The following is a 15,609-nucleotide window of genomic DNA, read 5'->3' on the forward strand; positions in this document are numbered from 1 at the left end:
TCAACGGACTTGGGGGCCACCCGGTAATGGTAGGGGAGAACACGCACCTGCGACGAGAAGTCTGACCATCGCGGTCGCCTTGTCCGGTTGCGGAGGCTCTCCGGTGATCATGTCGCTCCAGATGAACGACTCGCCAACGCGGACAATCGCATACGCCAGGTCGTTCACATCGGTGTGGGAACGGATCTCTGGAATGAGGCACAGTCTGTCGACGGTCCACTCGATGAGTCTGCCCTGAACGACACTGTATCGGGAGGTCAACACTCTCAGTGCGTACTCGGGATCGTCGGCGACGAACCGCTCGAGCGGTTCGTAGGTGCGCACCAATTCCGCCATTCGACCGAAGTTCTCGACGAAGTGCCCGGCATCGACACCCGACCTTTTCGCCTCCACCCGATCGATGGCCTCGATGAGAATTCGCCACACCACCTCGCCGAGGATCACCTCGCGTCCCGACCACCACCGGTAGACCGTGGCGCGTCCGATCCCCAACTCCCGGGCCAGTCGGCCGACGTCCACCCGTCGTCCGGCCCGGAACCAGTCGTACGCCAGATCGATGACATCGCTCTGCGCCACGCGGACCCGCCCTGGCGGACTGTTGACGGCCTCATGAGACATAAGTAGATTTTGTCTCTGACCGATCGATCGGTCAATCGGGGCCACACCCAGGGAGTGCACATGGATTTGGACTGGTCAGCGGACGACTTGGCGTTCCGAGACGAAGTCAGATCGTTTCTCGACCAGAAACTGACACCGGATCTACGGCGCGCCGGCCGGTTGATGACGAGTGTCTACTCGGACCACGAGGCCAGCATGGAGTGGCAGCGCATTCTCCACGAACGCGGGTGGGCTGCACCGGCGTGGCCCGTCGAACACGGCGGCTGCGACTGGAGCCTGACCCAGCACTACATCTTCAGCCGTGAATCGATTCTCGCCGGCGCTCCTTCGCTGTCGCCGATGGGGATCAGGATGGTCTCGCATGCGATCACCGCATTCGGGACCGAGGAACAGAAGAACTACTTCCTTCCGGGAATCCTCACCGGCGAGGTGTTCTTCTGTCAGGGCTACTCGGAACCGGAAGCGGGATCGGACCTGGCGTCGCTGTCGATGGCCGCGGTCGACGACGGCGACCACCTCGTCTGCACCGGCAGCAAGATCTGGACCACCCATGCGACCGAGGCCAATTGGATGTTCGCGCTGGTCCGGACCTCGCGTCAGGAGAAGAAGCAGGTCGGGATCACTTTTGTCCTCATCGACATGACGTCCCCGGGTATCGAGGTGCGTCCGTTGGTGATGACCTCCGGTGAGCAGGTCCAGAACCAGGTCTTCTTCGACCAGGTCCGGGTACCCAAGGCGAACGTGCTCGGCAAGATCGACGACGGCTGGACGGTCGCGAAATATCTGCTCGTCTTCGAACGCGGTGGAGGTGCGGCTGCGCCTGCGCTGCAGGTGATGGCCGAGTCGCTGGCCGGTGCGGCGGCCGAACAACCGGGTCCGGGAGGCGGCGCATTGATCGACGATCCGGCGTTCGCGAACAAACTCGCGGAGGCGAGGATCCGTACCAAGGTGCTCGAGATCCTGGAGTACCGGACCCTCGCTGCGATGGCCGCGGGCAAGAACCCCGGCCCGGCGTCGTCGATGCTCAAAGTGCTTGCCACCGAACTGAGCCAGAAGCTGACCGAGCTGACGCTCGAGGCCGCGGGTCCCCGCGGCAGGGTTTATCAACCGCACGCCGCGTCACCGGGTGGCCCCATCGCCGAGTTCACCGCCCCGGCTGACGGGTACGTCAGCGGGGAGCCGTGGGAGGCCGTGGCGCCGTTGCGATACTTCAATGATCGCGCGGGCTCGATCTACGCCGGCAGCAACGAGATTCAGCGAAACATACTCGCCAAAGCAGCATTGGGGCTCTGATGGACTTCACTTTGACCAAAGAACAGGAACTCTTGCGCGACGGACTCGCGAAGTTCCTGGCGAATCGCTACGACCTCGCCACCAGTCGTGCTTCGGCGAAGACGGGTGCGGGCTGGCAGCCGAAGATCTGGCACAGCTTCGCAGAAGAGCTCGGCATCCTCGGCGCCACCCTTCCCGAATCCGACGGGGGGATCGGTGGTGGCCCTGTTGAACTGATGATCGTCACCGAAGCGCTGGGACATGCACTCGTGGTCGAGCCGTTCATCGACACAGTGGTTTTCGGTGCCGGGCTGCTGCACCGCGGCGGCGGCGAGCGGGCCGCAGCTGTGCTGGAGCAGATCATCGCGGGTGAGGCCGTCACTGCATTCGCCGCGATCGAGCCGTCATCGGGCTACAACTATTCCGACGTCACCACCACCGCCCGCAAAGACGGCGACTCCTGGATCATCAACGGCAGCAAAGAAGTTGTCAGCAGCGCACCGCTGGCGAACCACCTACTCGTGACGGCCCGCACCGACGGTGACCGGCGCGATACCGACGGCATCTCACTGTTTCTCGTCGACTTCGACTCCTCCGCACCGGCAGATGGCCTGACGGTCCAGTCGTACCGCACCATCGATGACCGGCAGGCGTCGGACGTGACGTTCACCGACGTCCGAGTTCCTGCCGACGCACTGATCGGTGCGGAAGGGCGGGCGTGGGATTCGATCGATCGCGCCGTCGACGAGGCGACCGCCGCCGTCGCGTCCGAAGCGGTCGGGCTGATGCGAAAGGTGTTGACCGACACCGTCGAATACGCGAAGCAGCGTCAACAGTTCGGTCAGGCCATCGGGAGTTTCCAGGCGCTACAGCATCGAATGGTCGACATGTACATGGAGCTGGAGCAGTCGACGGCGGCGGTGTACCTTGCCGTTCTCAACCTCGATGGCGACCGCCTCGATCGGGCGCTGGCCGTGTCCGCCGCCAAAGCGACGATCGGTCGTTCGGCGCGCTTCATCGGCCAGAATGCGGTGCAGTTGCACGGCGGTATGGGAATGACCGAGGAGTTGGCGATCGGACACTACTTCAAGCGGCTGACGGCGATCGAGTACGAGTTCGGCTCCGCCGATCAGCACATCGCCAGGTACGCCGCACTGACCAGGTGAGCGCTAGGGCTCCAGATCGTCGATCTGGTGAGCCAATTGGGTGTCCTTGCCGGTGAGTCCACCGTCGGAGTGTGTGCTCAAGGTGAAGGTGACCTTGCGCCATCGGATGTCGATGTCCGGGTGGTGGTCGGCCGCTTCGGCGACGTCGGCCACCCGGACTACGAATGCGATGGCTGCCGGGAAATCGGGGCAGTCGACCGTTCGGGTCAGGGAATCTCCCTCGCGGGTCCAGCTCGGCAGGTCGGCAAGGGCCTGATTGATCTCGGATTCGTTCAACAGGTGGGCCATTCACCCCATTTTTCCACCCCACCCCCCGAAAGTGGGTTGTTTTGGTGAAGCTGACCTGGGGTTATGTTCGCCAGAACGACCCATCATCGGGGTGGCGCGGTGACCCGATCACAGCACGCAGCCGCTGCATCCGGGGTGACCCGGTCGGGATGGTGCTCGCGGTTCCGTATCCCGACCGCCGAGACGATGCCGCCGGCGATGAACAGCACGGCCGTCACCAGCGCGACACGGCGAAAGCCCTCGTAGTCGAGCTGACCACCCACCACGATTCCGGTGCAGGCCACGGCCACCAGACCGGCGACCCTGGAGATCGCGTTGTTGATTGCGGAGCCGATCCCGCTTTGTTCCCGGTCGACGGCGGCGAGTATCGCCGAGGTGAGCGGCGTGACGGTGACGGAGAGGCCGATGCCGAACAGGACGAGCCCCGGGAACATCTGGGTCCAGAAGTTGAACCCTGGTCCCGCTGCCAGCATCAGCAGGTAACCGATCCCGGCGATGATCGGTCCGGCCGCCATGAACAGGTGTGGTCCGTGCTTTCCTGCGAGTACGCCGACGGGGCGGGCGATGAGGAACGACAGCACGGGCACGGGAAGGGTTGCCAGGCCCGCCTCCAGCGCGGAGAACCCGACGACCTCTTGCAGGAACAGGGCGACCGCCAGCATCCCCATCGACACCCCCGCATAGATGAACGTGGTGGCCAGGTTCCCGACCCCGAAGTTCCTGACCGCGAACATCCGCAACGGGATCATCGGGTGGTCGGTGTGGGTTTCGCGCCACCCCAGCCCGAGAATGCAGGCGACCCCGACGCCCAGGGCGACGGTGACAACGGGTTCGGAGAACCCCAGTCTCTGCCCTTCGATCAGTGCGTAGACGGTCCCTGCCAAGCCCGCGGCCGCGAGCACCGCGCCGGGCACATCGATACGGGGTCGGTTCGTAGGCCGCGGCGGTTCGACGAGCCGCTGGGACAGCAGCAACGTGACGGCAACCGGGACCACATTGACCGCAAAGATCCAGCGCCAGTTCAAGGTGTCCACCAGGACTCCACCGAGCAATGGGCCTACGACAAAAGCCGTTCCCGTCCACGCGGTCCAGGTGCCGATCGCCTTGGGCTGCTCGTCGGGTCCGACGCCAGAGTTGATCAGGGCGAGCGAGCTCGGAACCAGTAGCGCCGCACCGACCCCTTGCAGGCCACGGGCGATGATGAGAAACCCTGCGCTCGGGGCAAGAGTGCATGCGAGCGAGGCGAGTCCGAACACGATCAGTCCGATACGTAGTACCGGCAGTCGTCCGAACGCATCAGATATCGCTCCGGCGACGAGTATCAACGCCCCGAGTGTGAGCAGGTAGGCGTCGACGACCCACTGCTGGGTGGCAAGTCCGCCGCCGAGGTCCCCGGAGATCGCGGGCAGCGCCAGGTTGACCACCGAACCATCCAGAAACGCGACGAACGACGCGAGGATCGCCACGACCATCACGAGCGTCGTCGAGGACCGTCTCGCCGGGGCAGTACTCATGAAACGACGGTAGCCCGAGACGGGCACTCAGACTCGTTCTGCAGTTGTTCGGCCACGCCGGTTACGGGCTTGCGAGTCGTCCAGTACGCCGATCTGAGTGTACGACTGTACACTCAGATGCATGGTTGCTGTGACAGAGATGCATCGGGACGCCGACCCGGATGAGATCCGAGCCCTCGCGGAACTCGCATTCATCGAGGTCGGCAAGGCGACGCGCGGAATCGGCGCGATGCATCGGGCCATCGCCGATCGGGTGTTCTCCACGGTCCGGTTGGGAGTGGGCGGGTTTGCCGCGCCGACGCAGCTGATGCACGACGCCATTGCGGAGGGAACGTACCGGTCGATCGCCGCCGGTTGTTCGGTTGCAGCCGAGGTTGCGTCGCGGACGATAGACGGACACGGTTCGACGTTGTCCCAGACCAAACGGGGTGCGGTCGCGCTGGGCGCCTTGACGGGCTTGATCGGAGACGCCCTGGCCGATGCACACTCACCACTGGCCCAACAGATGTCAGTGCGGATCGACGGCAAGGCCTGCAGCCTGGACCGCGAGTCCTTGGCACACGACCATCCCGATGCGACACCGGATCTCGTCTTCTTCCTCCACGGACTGATGGAAACGGAGTTCGCCTGGGAAATCGGTGGCATCCCGACCTACGGAAGTCGCTTGGCGAACGATCTGGAGTGCACAGACCTGCAGATTCGTTACAACACCGGCAAGCACATCTCGGAGAACGGTGCGGAATTGGCGCTGCTCATCACCGAGGTGGCGGCGAACTGGCCGGTTCCGGTGGATCAGATCGTGCTCGTGGGGCACTCGATGGGGGGTCTGGTGGCGCGCAGTGCGTGTCATCAAGCCGCTCTCGCGGGCCAGGAGTGGGCAACCAAGGTGCGCCACATCGTCTGTCTTGGTTCGCCGCATCTGGGCGCGCCACTGGCCCGGACCGTTCACCTGGCGACGGCTGCACTGCGACGCATACCCGAGTCACGGCCCCTGGGAAATCTGCTCCATCGCCGCAGCGGCGGAATTCGTGATCTGCACGCCGGGTCACTCGTGGACGAGGACTGGCGCGATCGTGATCTGGACGCACTGCGTCAGGCGGCGATCTCCGAGGTGCCGTTACACACCGGCGCCCAGCACAGTTTCGTGTCAGCGACCATCACGAGGAGTCCGAGCCACCCCCTCGGCCGGGTGATCGGAGACGGCCTCGTCCTCCACGGCAGTGCAGGTGGCCGAGATCGGCGCCGCAACATCGGCTTCGCCGACGATGCCGGCATGCATCTCGCCTCGGCGCACCACTTCACCCTTCTCAACAGCGACTCCGTCTACACGTGGTTGGTGCGACGTCTGACAGGGTCCTGAGGGTCAGGCTTCCGCCGGCGCCGAACGTTTCGCCGCGAACTCGACGGCCTCGTCTGCCACGGATCCCCGCCGCAGCGTGAGGACGTCACGGTAGTAGTTCATCCTCAACTTCCACGGGGCGCGCGAACCCTGGTGAGGAAAAGTGTTCACCGAGCGCAGTACGTAGCCGGCGGCGAAATCGAGGAATGGTTCTTCGTCCACCGATGGGTCTCTTGTCGCGACCACACTGCCGTACCCGTGGGTGTCCATGTGCTCGAGTAGTCGACAGATGTAGTCGCACACCAGATCTGCTTTCAAGGTCCAGGATGCGTTGGTGTAGCCGACGATGTAGCCGAAGTTCGGGATGCCGCTCAGCATCAAACCCTTGTAGGTCATCGTCTCGGGGAGGACGATCTCTTCGCCATCGACGACGAAGGTCAGGCCGCCGAGCGCCAGTAGGTTGAGTCCGGTGGCGGTCACGATGATGTCGGCAGTCAGCTTCTGTCCCGATGTCAGGTCGATCCCACCGGGGGTGAAAGTGGCAATCGTGTCCGTTGCCATCGACACCGATCCGCGGCGGATCGCCCGGAACAGGTCGCTGTTCGGGACGAGGCACAGCCGCTGATCCCACGGGTTGTACTTCGGGTTGAAGTGGGTGTCGACGTCGACGTCCGGCAGTTGGCGCACCTGCATGTCGCGGATGCGGGCGCGCATGAAGTTCGGGAAGCGCCTGCACAGCTGATACAGCGCGGTCGACACCGCAATGGCCTTCCCACGCGAGACCGAGTAGGCGATGGACGGTGGGAGCCAGCGCCGCAGCCGGTTCGCGAGTGCATCCTTGGCCGGGACCGAGATGATGTAGGACGGCGATCGCTGCAGCAGGGTCACGTGCGCCGCGTCCGCGGCCATCGACGGAGCAAGCGTGACGGCGGTGGCCCCGCTGCCGATGATCAGGACTTTCTTGCCGGAATAGTCGAGGTCATCGGGCCAGTGCTGTGGGTGGACGAGGGTGCCCTCGAACTCGTCGACGCCGGGAAAGTCTGGTGTGTAGCCCTCGTCATATCGGTAATAGCCGCTGCACGACATGACGAAGTTCGCGGATACCGACGATGTTTCACCTGTGTCGGTGTGTTCGACAGTCACGGTCCAGGTCTGTGTCCTACTCGACCATTCGGCTCGATTCGCCCGGCGGTTGTACCGGATGTCATGGTCGACTCCATACTCGGCGGCGGTGTCGCGGACGTACTGCAGGATTGACGGGCCGTCCGCGATGGCGTTGTCGTCCGACCACGGGCGGAAGCGATACCCGAGGGTGAACATGTCGGAGTCCGACCTGATCCCGGGGTAACGGAACAGGTCCCACGTCCCTCCTGAGGCCGCTCTGGCCTCGAGAATGGCGACGCTTCGGGTGGGGAACTTCTCTCGGATGTGGCAGGCGGCACCGATACCGGACAGACCGGCACCGATGATCAGGACGTCGACATGGTCAGGGGTGTTCGGCACGAGTACGAGCTTATGCGAGGGCCAACTGAACCCCTCGTGAGTTCGAGTGTGCGAACATGATCGTCACGGTCATGGGCCGGGCGAAGGGCAGACAATGAAGAGTTCCACAGGTCTACGAGTGGGTACGACGGTGCTCGCGATCCTCCTGATGATCGGGGCGAATCTGGCGGGCTCGAGTACGGCCGGCGCCGACCCGGGGCCGGCGCGAGTGCAGGCAACACCGACCGGACTCACGCTCGACGGAGGTGACTGGTGGCCGAGTGGGTTCAACGCCTATCAGCTGGCGACGGACTGGTCGGTCAACGCCGGATGTGGCGCCATGGTCGATCTCGACGACTATTTCGGCTCTCTGGAGCCGCAATCGCTGACCCGCTTCAACGCCTTCGCGCGACTGGCCGTAAACAAATACACCGGACAACTCGACTTCGGGCCGATGGATGCGGTGTTTGCGGCCGCGGCCCGGCACGATCAGCTCCTCGTGCCGGTGCTCACGGCCGGGGACGGCGCCTGCGAAGACGAGGCCTTCAAGGACCGCCAGTGGTACCAGGACGGCTGGGAAACCGCTGTTCCGGTGGGCTCGCCGGTCCGATTTGATCAATGGGTGTCCACTGCGGTCAATCGGTGGAAGTCGTCCCCGGCGCTTGCCGGATGGGAATTGGTCGGAGAACCGGAGCCTGGTCTCTGTTCTGCCGGCGGCTGCTCCTGGCAGACGCGAAGTTGTCCGGCCGACTCCGGTGCTGTGCTGCGCACCTTCTTCGACGAGGCCGGAGCGCTGATACGCGGCATCGATTCTGCGACTCCGATCTGGGCCGGACTCATCGGAGGCGGTCAGTGCGGGTCCGCAGGAGACGACTATCGGCTGGTCAATGCCTCTCCCGGCGTGGACGTCCTCGAGTACCACGACTACGGATCGGACGCGGTTCCCCTTCCTGGCGACGTGTGGAACGGTTTGCAAACGCGTATCTGGCAAGCACAAGTTCTCGATAAACCGCTGGTGGTGACCGAGATCGGGCAGAACGCCGGATCCTGCGGCTCGGTGCAAGGGCGCGCAGACGACTTCGAGACGAAGGTGGCCGGACAACGGTCTGCGGGAACGGCAGGAGCTTTGTTCTGGGCGTTTGTACCCGATCCACGACCGGCGGAGTGCACCTTCGACATCGGGCCAGACGACCCGGTCTTCGACCTCGTGGAGGACCTCAACACGGTCTCGCCCTGACCTCTGCGGCGTAGATCTCGTTTGTTGCCGGGTCTGAGCGGTTAGCCTGCGGTATGACCACTGACCGTTTGGACGCCACGCGCGTCATCGATGCCAGCCCGGCGGACATCTTTGCGGTGTTGACCGATCCGCAGGGCCACGTTGCCATCGACGCGTCCGGGATGTTGATGGACGCCACCGGCGACCGGGTGTCGGCGGCGGGCGACACATTCGTGGTCCACATGGACCGAGAGGCCCTGGGTGACGTACCCCTGGGGAAGTACGACGTCACCGTGACCATCGCATCGTTCGTTCCGGATCGGGAAATCTCCTGGACAATTCTGGGCCGCGTCCGTCCGCAGATCGGTCACGTGTACGGATACCGTCTCGAGCCTGCCGACAACGGTGCGACAACGGTCACGTCGTTCTACGACTGGTCCGAAATCCACGAAGAGTGGCGCGCCAGGGGAATCTTTCCGGTGATCGCGGAGGATGCTCTACGCGGCACTTTGGGCATTCTTGACCGGACGGTGCGGCGGGGATATCCGCTGGCAGCGGCCAGGTAAGCGAAAGCCCGCCGGTTCGCGGGAATACCTGACAGCGTCACTTAGTTGATTAGCGCATGTAACTAATATATAGTTGCGTAGCGCAATCAATCAATTATGTGGAAGCGAGGTGGCGTTCATGTCGGTGTCACCGGAAACGGCACAGGAACTCATCGAGGATCTGCACCTCGTCGGCCGCGTGCTCCGCGGAGCGTTGCTGTCGCCCGACCACAGCGACCTTCATCCCGGCGGACTCGGCGTGCTGGTCGCGCTTGCCGGCAGGGGACATTGCCGCCAGAACGAGTTGGCGGCCGACCTCTGCATCAGCCAGTCAGCGCTGAGCAGACACATCACCGACCTGGTCAACGCAGGGTACGCCGGCCGACGACCCGATCCCGGAGACGGCCGCGCGACCCAGGTGGAGGTCACCGATGAGGGGTTGGCGCTGCTCGCACGGACCAGGGCCGCAATGGCTCTGGAACTGCAGGCCGTGCTCGCCGACTGGACCGAGTCCGACGCCCGCGCCGCACACCGCACCATCCACAAACTCAAGCAGTCATTGACAAAGCACGTGCACCGCTCAGCCGAGCCGGAACACGTGTCGCCTCTCAAAGAAAGTCAGGAAGTACATGTCTAGTTCAACAATGGTGGTGGAAAAGCGTGATCCTCTGGCGATGACCCACCGCCAAATTCTGGAGTCCATGGTCGGACTGCTCGCCGCGCTGTTCACGGCACTGTTGAGCACGACGATCGTGGCCACGGCGTTGCCGACGATCATCGGCGACCTCAAGGGTTCGCAAACCGCGTATGCCTGGGTCATCACCACGGCACTCCTGGCGAACGCCGCGTCGACACCCATCTGGGGCAAGCTTGCCGACATCTTCAACAAAAAGGTGCTGGTGCAGTCGGCCATCGTGATCTTCGTGGTCGGCTCGATCATCGCAGGATTCGCGCACAACGTGCCGATCCTGCTGGCGGCCCGCGTGATCCAGGGCGTCGGCATGGGCGGGCTGACCGCGCTGGTGGTGGCCATCATCGGCAGCATCGTCTCACCGCGGGAACGCGGTCGCTACTCGGGCTACATGGGCGCCACCATGGCGGTGTCGATGTCGGGTGGACCGATCCTCGGAGGCGTGATCGTCGACAGCCCCCTTGGCTGGCGCTGGTGCTTCTTCGTGTGCGTGCCGTTGGCTGTCATCGCCCTGTTCCTGCTGCAGAAGACCCTCAAGATCAAGACCGAACGTCAGAAGGACGTCTCGATCGACTGGCTCGGCGCCACCCTCATGACCGCAGGCATCTCGGTTCTGCTGATCTGGGTCTCCTTCGCGGGCAAGGCCGGATACTACGGCTGGATGTCCAAGGAATCGGCACTCTACGTCGCCGGCGGCCTACTGCTGCTCATCGCGACAGTGTTCGTCGAATCGAAGGTCAAGTCGCCGATCATCCCGCTCAAGATCGTCACCGAGCGCACGACGGGGCTGGCGATCATCGCCTCCATCGCCGTCGGCATGGGAATGTTCGGATCCACCACGTTCCTGGGCCAGTACTTCCAGACCGCACGTGGCTACTCACCGACGATTGCAGGTGTCCTGTCGATCCCGCTGGTGGTCGGCATGCTGATCGCCTCTGTCGGGTCAGGTCAATTGATCAGCCGCTTCGGTAAGTGGAAGCCGTTCGTGATCACCGGTGCAACGCTCCTCATCCTCGGTTTCGGAATGCTGGGAACCATCGACCACGCGACCAACCTGTGGCTCGTCGGTGCATTCACCCTGGTCGTCGGACTCGGCGTCGGCATGCTGATGCAGAACCTGGTCCTCGTCGTCCAGAACACCGTCAGCGTCCACAACATCGGGGCCGCTTCGAGCAACGTCGCCTTCTTCCGCACGTTCGGCGGCGCCATCGGAGTGTCCGTTCTCGGTTCTGTACTGGCCACGCGCGTGGCCGAGCTGTCCTCGGGTGGCCTGGCGAAACTAGGGATCACCGGTTCATCATCAGGCGGCAACCTCGACATCGGTGCGTTGCCCGCGCCTGTGCAGGAGATCATCCGTGCGTCGTACGGAGACGCGACCGGCCGGATCTTCTTGATCGCTGCGGCCGCCGCCGTGGTGGCGCTGATCGCGGTCGCATTCCTGCCGAACCGACCCCTGCGCCGGACCATCGACATCGAGCCAGACCTCGATCCGATGAAGTCAGAGTCGGAGAAAGCACCCGTGTCGGTCTAAACCTGGCACGCAGACAGCACTCGCGAAGACGCCCCACGGACACGTGGGGCGTCTTCGTGCGGGTGGGCCACGGGGTGATCGCTACAGGCGGATCTCTCGGTCGCAGATGTACTCGCGGACGTCGGCGCCGAGTATCTGTGCGTTCTGCTCGTCGTCGGTTCCACTGCCCCGGAAGGTGTCCAGCTCGGTCCTTCCCCTCCACCGTTCGTACACGTTGATCCGCCCGGCTTCGAGCGGATCGGCCGAGAGGTGGAAGTCGAGGCAGCCCGGCGTCGAGCGGGCTGACGAGATCACTTCCCGGCAATGGTCGAGATAGGCGCTGCGGTGTTCCGGCGCGACGTTCAGGGAGCCGGCGACGATGATCATGGAAACCTCTTCGGTCGGGGTGAGTGCTCTGCGTGGGTAGACCTCCGTCACAGGTGGATCTCATCGTCGCGTTGGAGCGCGTAGGTTGAAGCCCGACCGGCGGGACCAGATGACGACAGGGGAGTGACGTCACATGAGCGAGTTCAGTCAGATGGATCTACACGGCGATCTTGTCGCCTACCGCGACGAAGGCAGCGGGCCAGTGCTGCTGTTGATCCACGGTATGGCGGGAAGTTCGCGGACCTGGGACGCCGTACTGCCCGAGCTGGCGAAGAAGTACCGGGTCATCGCGCCCGATCTGCCGGGCCACGGGCTCTCCGCCAAACCTCGTGGTGACTACTCGCTCGGTGCGTTCGCCGCGTTCCTGCGCGACCTGTTGCGGGAGCTGGAGGTCGAGACGGCCACCATCGTCGGGCAATCGCTCGGCGGCGGTGTCGCGATGCAGTTCACCTACCAACATCCCGAATACTGTGAACGACTCATCCTCATCGGCAGCGGCGGTCTCGGCCCCGACGTGAACTGGACACTGCGGCTCCTGTCGGCCCCAGGTGCCGAATTGGTGCTACCCATAATCGCGCCCCGGCCTGTGCTGGACGTGGGCAACAAGATCCGGTCGTGGCTGAGTTCCGCGGGCGTGCAATCGCCGCGAGCCGACGAGACCTGGCGCTCGTACTCGTCGCTGGCGGATCGGGAGACCCGGCAAGCGTTCCTGCGCACCCTCCGGTCCGTGGTCGACTACCGCGGTCAGGCCGTATCCGCAATGAATCGGCTCTATCTCAACTCGGAGATGCCAACGCTGCTGATCTGGGGAGATCACGACAAGATCATCCCGGTTGCGCACGGCTACGCGGCGCACGAGGCGATTCCGGGCAGTCGCCTCGAGGTCCTGGAGGGTATCGGTCACTATCCACACGCGGAGGCGCCGGCTGCCGTGGTGGCGATCATCGACGACTTCCTTGATGTGGCGGCGGCGCAAATGCGCAAGTTGAGCTGATCGTCACCAGTTGGGGCGCAATCGGCCGGGAGTGCCGAGGGTGTTGACGGCAGAGGTGAGCGAGTCGAACTCCGCGCCGGAGAGCTTGTCGCGCCACGTGCCGACGTGCTGCTCAGCAGACTCTCTGGCCGCGGATGTCGCCGATCGGCCTCGCGTCGTCAGGCTCACCAGTTGGGCCCGCCCATCAGAGGGGTCCATTTCTCTGACGAGGTAGCCACGCTCGACGAGGTATGAGATCAATTGGGCTGCAGCCTGTTTCGTGATCTCCAGTTGGCCTGCAAGCGTAGATGCGGTCGCCGGTCCCTGCGCCAATGCGGTGAAGACGAAACCATGGACCGGGCGGATGTCGGCGAACCCCCGCTCTGCCATCCCGGCCTGGATGCCATCGACCAACTGCGTCGACAAGCGAAGCACGCTCGTCGCGGTCTGCCAATCATCGTCGTTCACGTAATGGAGTATGCCATGGACAGACAAGCTGCTTGTCTATATAGTCAAGCCACTTGTCTATTTCTTTCAGGAGGTTCCCATGCCCATCATCCGACCGCACGATGCGGAACTGTTCACCGCGCACGGCAGCACATTCGCCTCGTACGTCAGTCAGACACGAGGTGCACGCGAGCTGTGCGCGTGGAGATTGACGGTGCCCGCCGGACAGACCGGAGTGGCTCACCGCCCCAGCAACGAGGAAGTTCTCCTGGTGCTCGAGGGTTCGCTGTCGGTATCCCTGAATGGGTTGGTCGAGGAGGCCGGTGTCGGAGACGTCATCGTCATTCCCTCGAATTCCGAGGTCAAAATCGATGGCGGCGAAACCGATTCGACCGCTTGGGTGACAACCACATCGGGATTGCAGGCGACGACAGCCGACGGCGCCGTCCTCTCGCCCCCGTGGGCTCGGTGACAAAGCCCGGCGTCCCGGGCGTCCGCGAAGCCCGTTCATTCATTCCAACGATGCCTGCCCGCCATCGTCGCTAGGCTTCCGGTAGTCGTCGGGCGATCAAAGGACACATCGGTTATGACACCTGGCGAGCAGCCTCAGCCCGGGCACCTCACACGGCGGCGCCTCCTGCAGGGAACACTCGCCGGTGGAATCGCAGCCGCCGTCACCGTTGGTGCCGGCTTCGCCTCGGCCGCTCCCCGTGCCGCCGATTGGACGGCGCTTGCCGGGTCGATCACCGGCCAGGTGATCCTTCCTGCGCAGAGAGCAGCCTTCGCATCGGCGAAGCAGATATTCAACACCAGATTCGATGGCTCGACGCCGGTTGCCGTCGTGGTGCCGCGGAGCGTGGCGGATGTCCAGCTGGCAATGGCGTTCGCGGTCAAACACGGCCTGAAGATCGCGGGCCGCAGCGGCGGTCACTCGTACACCGGGGCTTCGGCTGCGAACCGCACCATGGTGCTGGACCTGCGCAGGCTCGACGGTCAGATCAGCTACGACGCCGGGTCCGGGCTCGCGACGGTCTTGCCTGCGACCACCCTGTACAACGTCGCGAACAGCCTTGCGCAGCAGGGCCGATCGATCCCCGTCGGAACGTGCCCGACGGTCGGCGCCGCCGGATTGACGATGGGAGGCGGCCTCGGCGTCGATTCCCGGCAGTACGGGCTCACCTGCGACTCTCTCGCCGCGGCAACCGTGGTGTTGCCGAGCGGGCAGGCGGTCACCGCGGCACCCGGCAGCAACGACGACCTCTTCTGGGCGCTTCGGGGCGGCGGGGGCGGAAACTTCGGCATCGTCACCTCCCTGACCTATCGCACCGCGCCGGTGACGGGCAAAGACATCGTGACGCTCAGCTATCCGTCGGCGTCCGCCGCTGCGGTCATCTCCGGCTGGCGGCGGTGGCTTCCTACCGCCGAACGATCGGCATGGGCGAACGTCAACATCGGTTCGGACCGCCGGGGCGGCGTCACCTGTTCGCTCCTGCTGGTCTGCGCGACCGGTGCCGGACGCCGGATCGCCGCTGATATCACGGCCGCAGTGGGAGCCAATCCAACCGGCGCCGATTACCTGACGCTCGACGCCATGGGAGCCTTCCTCCGGTTGGCCGGTGGTGCAACCGCGCCCAGGCACGGATTCGTCGCCGGCTCGGACATCGTCGGTCAGATCACGGATGCGGTTGCCGCGAGCATTGTCACGGCGGTGCGCAATCGCTCCAGGGCAGGCGGCGCAGGCCTGGTGATCATCGATCCGCTCGACGGTGCCATCGGCGATGTCGCCGCGGGCGCCACGGCCTTTCCTTGGCGAACACACGCGGCGAGTCTGCAGTGGTTCACCGACATCCCGCCCGGCGGCTCGTACTCGTCCGCGACCTCGTGGGTGGCGAGCGCACACAGCACGATCGGTCGGGCTTCGTCCGGTGCATACGTGAACTACATCGAAGCCGGTGTCGCACCGTCGAGATACTTCGGGGCCAATCTGACGCGACTGCGCACGATTCGACAGAAATACGACCCGGCGCGGATCCTGTATTCAGGTCTCGACATCTGATCGGGTTGCGGCGTGGCGAAGCGGGCATAACCGGCACTGCCGGCCGGTGAGCAAAAACGGCGCGCGCTACTCCCATTTCGGTTGCTAACGTCAACTATGTGACTG

General features: G+C 64.3%; 16 protein-coding genes. 10 read left to right on the forward strand and 6 right to left on the reverse strand.

Going from position 1 to position 15,609, the window contains the following annotated elements; genetic code table 11:
* A complete protein-coding gene (locus DFR67_RS00730) occupies nt 1–618 on the reverse strand; it encodes a TetR/AcrR family transcriptional regulator (RefSeq protein ID WP_110467517.1) in 618 nt (205 codons plus the stop codon).
* Between the two features lie 60 nt (nt 619–678).
* Here DFR67_RS00730 and DFR67_RS00735 point away from each other — a divergent pair, with 60 nt between their 5' ends.
* Together DFR67_RS00735 and DFR67_RS00740 are read left to right on the forward strand one after the other, a co-directional pair.
* Nucleotides 679–1,911 carry an acyl-CoA dehydrogenase family protein gene (locus DFR67_RS00735; RefSeq protein ID WP_110467518.1) on the forward strand — a complete coding sequence of 411 codons (1,233 nt, stop codon included), beginning with the start codon at nt 679–681 and terminating at the stop codon, nt 1,909–1,911.
* A complete protein-coding gene (locus tag DFR67_RS00740) occupies nt 1,911–3,056 on the forward strand; it encodes an acyl-CoA dehydrogenase family protein (RefSeq protein ID WP_110467519.1) in 1,146 nt (381 codons plus the stop codon). Before DFR67_RS00735 ends, DFR67_RS00740 begins: the two co-directional genes overlap by 1 nt.
* Nucleotides 3,057–3,059: 3 nt before the next feature.
* On the opposite strand, the gene DFR67_RS00745 is transcribed toward DFR67_RS00740, so the two are convergent.
* Complete coding sequence (locus tag DFR67_RS00745; RefSeq protein WP_110467520.1) at nt 3,060–3,344, reverse strand: 4a-hydroxytetrahydrobiopterin dehydratase; 285 nt, start codon at nt 3,342–3,344, stop codon at nt 3,060–3,062.
* 83 nt (nt 3,345–3,427) lie between these two features.
* Complete coding sequence (locus DFR67_RS00750) at nt 3,428–4,858, reverse strand: MFS transporter (RefSeq protein WP_110467521.1); 1,431 nt, start codon at nt 4,856–4,858, stop codon at nt 3,428–3,430.
* 121 nt (nt 4,859–4,979) lie between these two features.
* On the opposite strand from DFR67_RS00750, the gene DFR67_RS00755 reads away from it, so the two are divergent.
* Nucleotides 4,980–6,218 carry a lipase family alpha/beta hydrolase gene (locus DFR67_RS00755; RefSeq protein ID WP_110467522.1) on the forward strand — a complete coding sequence of 413 codons (1,239 nt, stop codon included), beginning with the start codon at nt 4,980–4,982 and terminating at the stop codon, nt 6,216–6,218.
* Between the two features lie 3 nt (nt 6,219–6,221).
* Here DFR67_RS00755 and DFR67_RS00760 read toward each other — a convergent pair whose 3' ends face one another.
* Nucleotides 6,222–7,700, reverse strand: a complete 1,479-nt coding sequence (locus DFR67_RS00760; protein WP_110467523.1) for a flavin-containing monooxygenase — start codon at nt 7,698–7,700, stop codon at nt 6,222–6,224.
* 94 nt (nt 7,701–7,794) lie between these two features.
* Between DFR67_RS00760 and DFR67_RS00765 the strand changes: the two genes are divergently transcribed.
* From DFR67_RS00765 to DFR67_RS00780, 4 genes are all read left to right on the forward strand, one after another.
* Entirely contained in the window at nt 7,795–8,916 is a 1,122-nt protein-coding gene (locus DFR67_RS00765; RefSeq protein WP_425451225.1) for a beta-mannosidase, read from the forward strand.
* 53 nt (nt 8,917–8,969) lie between these two features.
* Entirely contained in the window at nt 8,970–9,461 is a 492-nt protein-coding gene (locus tag DFR67_RS00770) for an SRPBCC family protein (RefSeq protein WP_110467524.1), read from the forward strand.
* Between the two features lie 118 nt (nt 9,462–9,579).
* Nucleotides 9,580–10,077: a MarR family winged helix-turn-helix transcriptional regulator gene (locus tag DFR67_RS00775; protein WP_110467851.1), complete on the forward strand. Its 498-nt coding sequence runs from the start codon at nt 9,580–9,582 to the stop codon at nt 10,075–10,077.
* The gene (locus DFR67_RS00780) at nt 10,070–11,662 is read left to right on the forward strand and encodes an MDR family MFS transporter (RefSeq protein WP_425451226.1); all 1,593 of its coding nucleotides are present in this window, start codon (nt 10,070–10,072) and stop codon (nt 11,660–11,662) included. The genes DFR67_RS00775 and DFR67_RS00780 overlap by 8 nt, the downstream gene beginning before the upstream one ends.
* 81 nt (nt 11,663–11,743) lie before the next feature.
* Here the strand turns inward: DFR67_RS00780 and DFR67_RS00785 are convergent, their stop codons facing one another.
* Nucleotides 11,744–12,079, reverse strand: coding sequence for a putative quinol monooxygenase (locus tag DFR67_RS00785; RefSeq protein WP_342766699.1), 336 nt, complete (start codon nt 12,077–12,079; stop codon nt 11,744–11,746).
* 82 nt (nt 12,080–12,161) lie between these two features.
* On the opposite strand from DFR67_RS00785, the gene DFR67_RS00790 reads away from it, so the two are divergent.
* Nucleotides 12,162–13,022 carry an alpha/beta fold hydrolase gene (locus tag DFR67_RS00790; RefSeq protein ID WP_110467525.1) on the forward strand — a complete coding sequence of 287 codons (861 nt, stop codon included), beginning with the start codon at nt 12,162–12,164 and terminating at the stop codon, nt 13,020–13,022.
* A gap of 3 nt (nt 13,023–13,025) precedes the next feature.
* On the opposite strand, the gene DFR67_RS00795 is transcribed toward DFR67_RS00790, so the two are convergent.
* A complete protein-coding gene (locus tag DFR67_RS00795; RefSeq protein WP_110467526.1) occupies nt 13,026–13,469 on the reverse strand; it encodes a MarR family winged helix-turn-helix transcriptional regulator in 444 nt (147 codons plus the stop codon).
* 79 nt (nt 13,470–13,548) lie between these two features.
* Between DFR67_RS00795 and DFR67_RS00800 the strand changes: the two genes are divergently transcribed.
* Nucleotides 13,549–13,920, forward strand: coding sequence for a cupin domain-containing protein (locus DFR67_RS00800; protein WP_110467854.1), 372 nt, complete (start codon nt 13,549–13,551; stop codon nt 13,918–13,920).
* Nucleotides 13,921–14,034: 114 nt separating this feature from the next.
* Nucleotides 14,035–15,504: an FAD-binding oxidoreductase gene (locus DFR67_RS00805; protein ID WP_110467527.1), complete on the forward strand. Its 1,470-nt coding sequence runs from the start codon at nt 14,035–14,037 to the stop codon at nt 15,502–15,504.
* The last annotated feature ends 105 nt before the right edge of the window (nt 15,505–15,609 follow it).

The sequence above is a fragment of the Williamsia limnetica genome (genome assembly GCF_003217475.1).
GTDB lineage: Bacteria > Actinomycetota > Actinomycetes > Mycobacteriales > Mycobacteriaceae > Williamsia > Williamsia limnetica.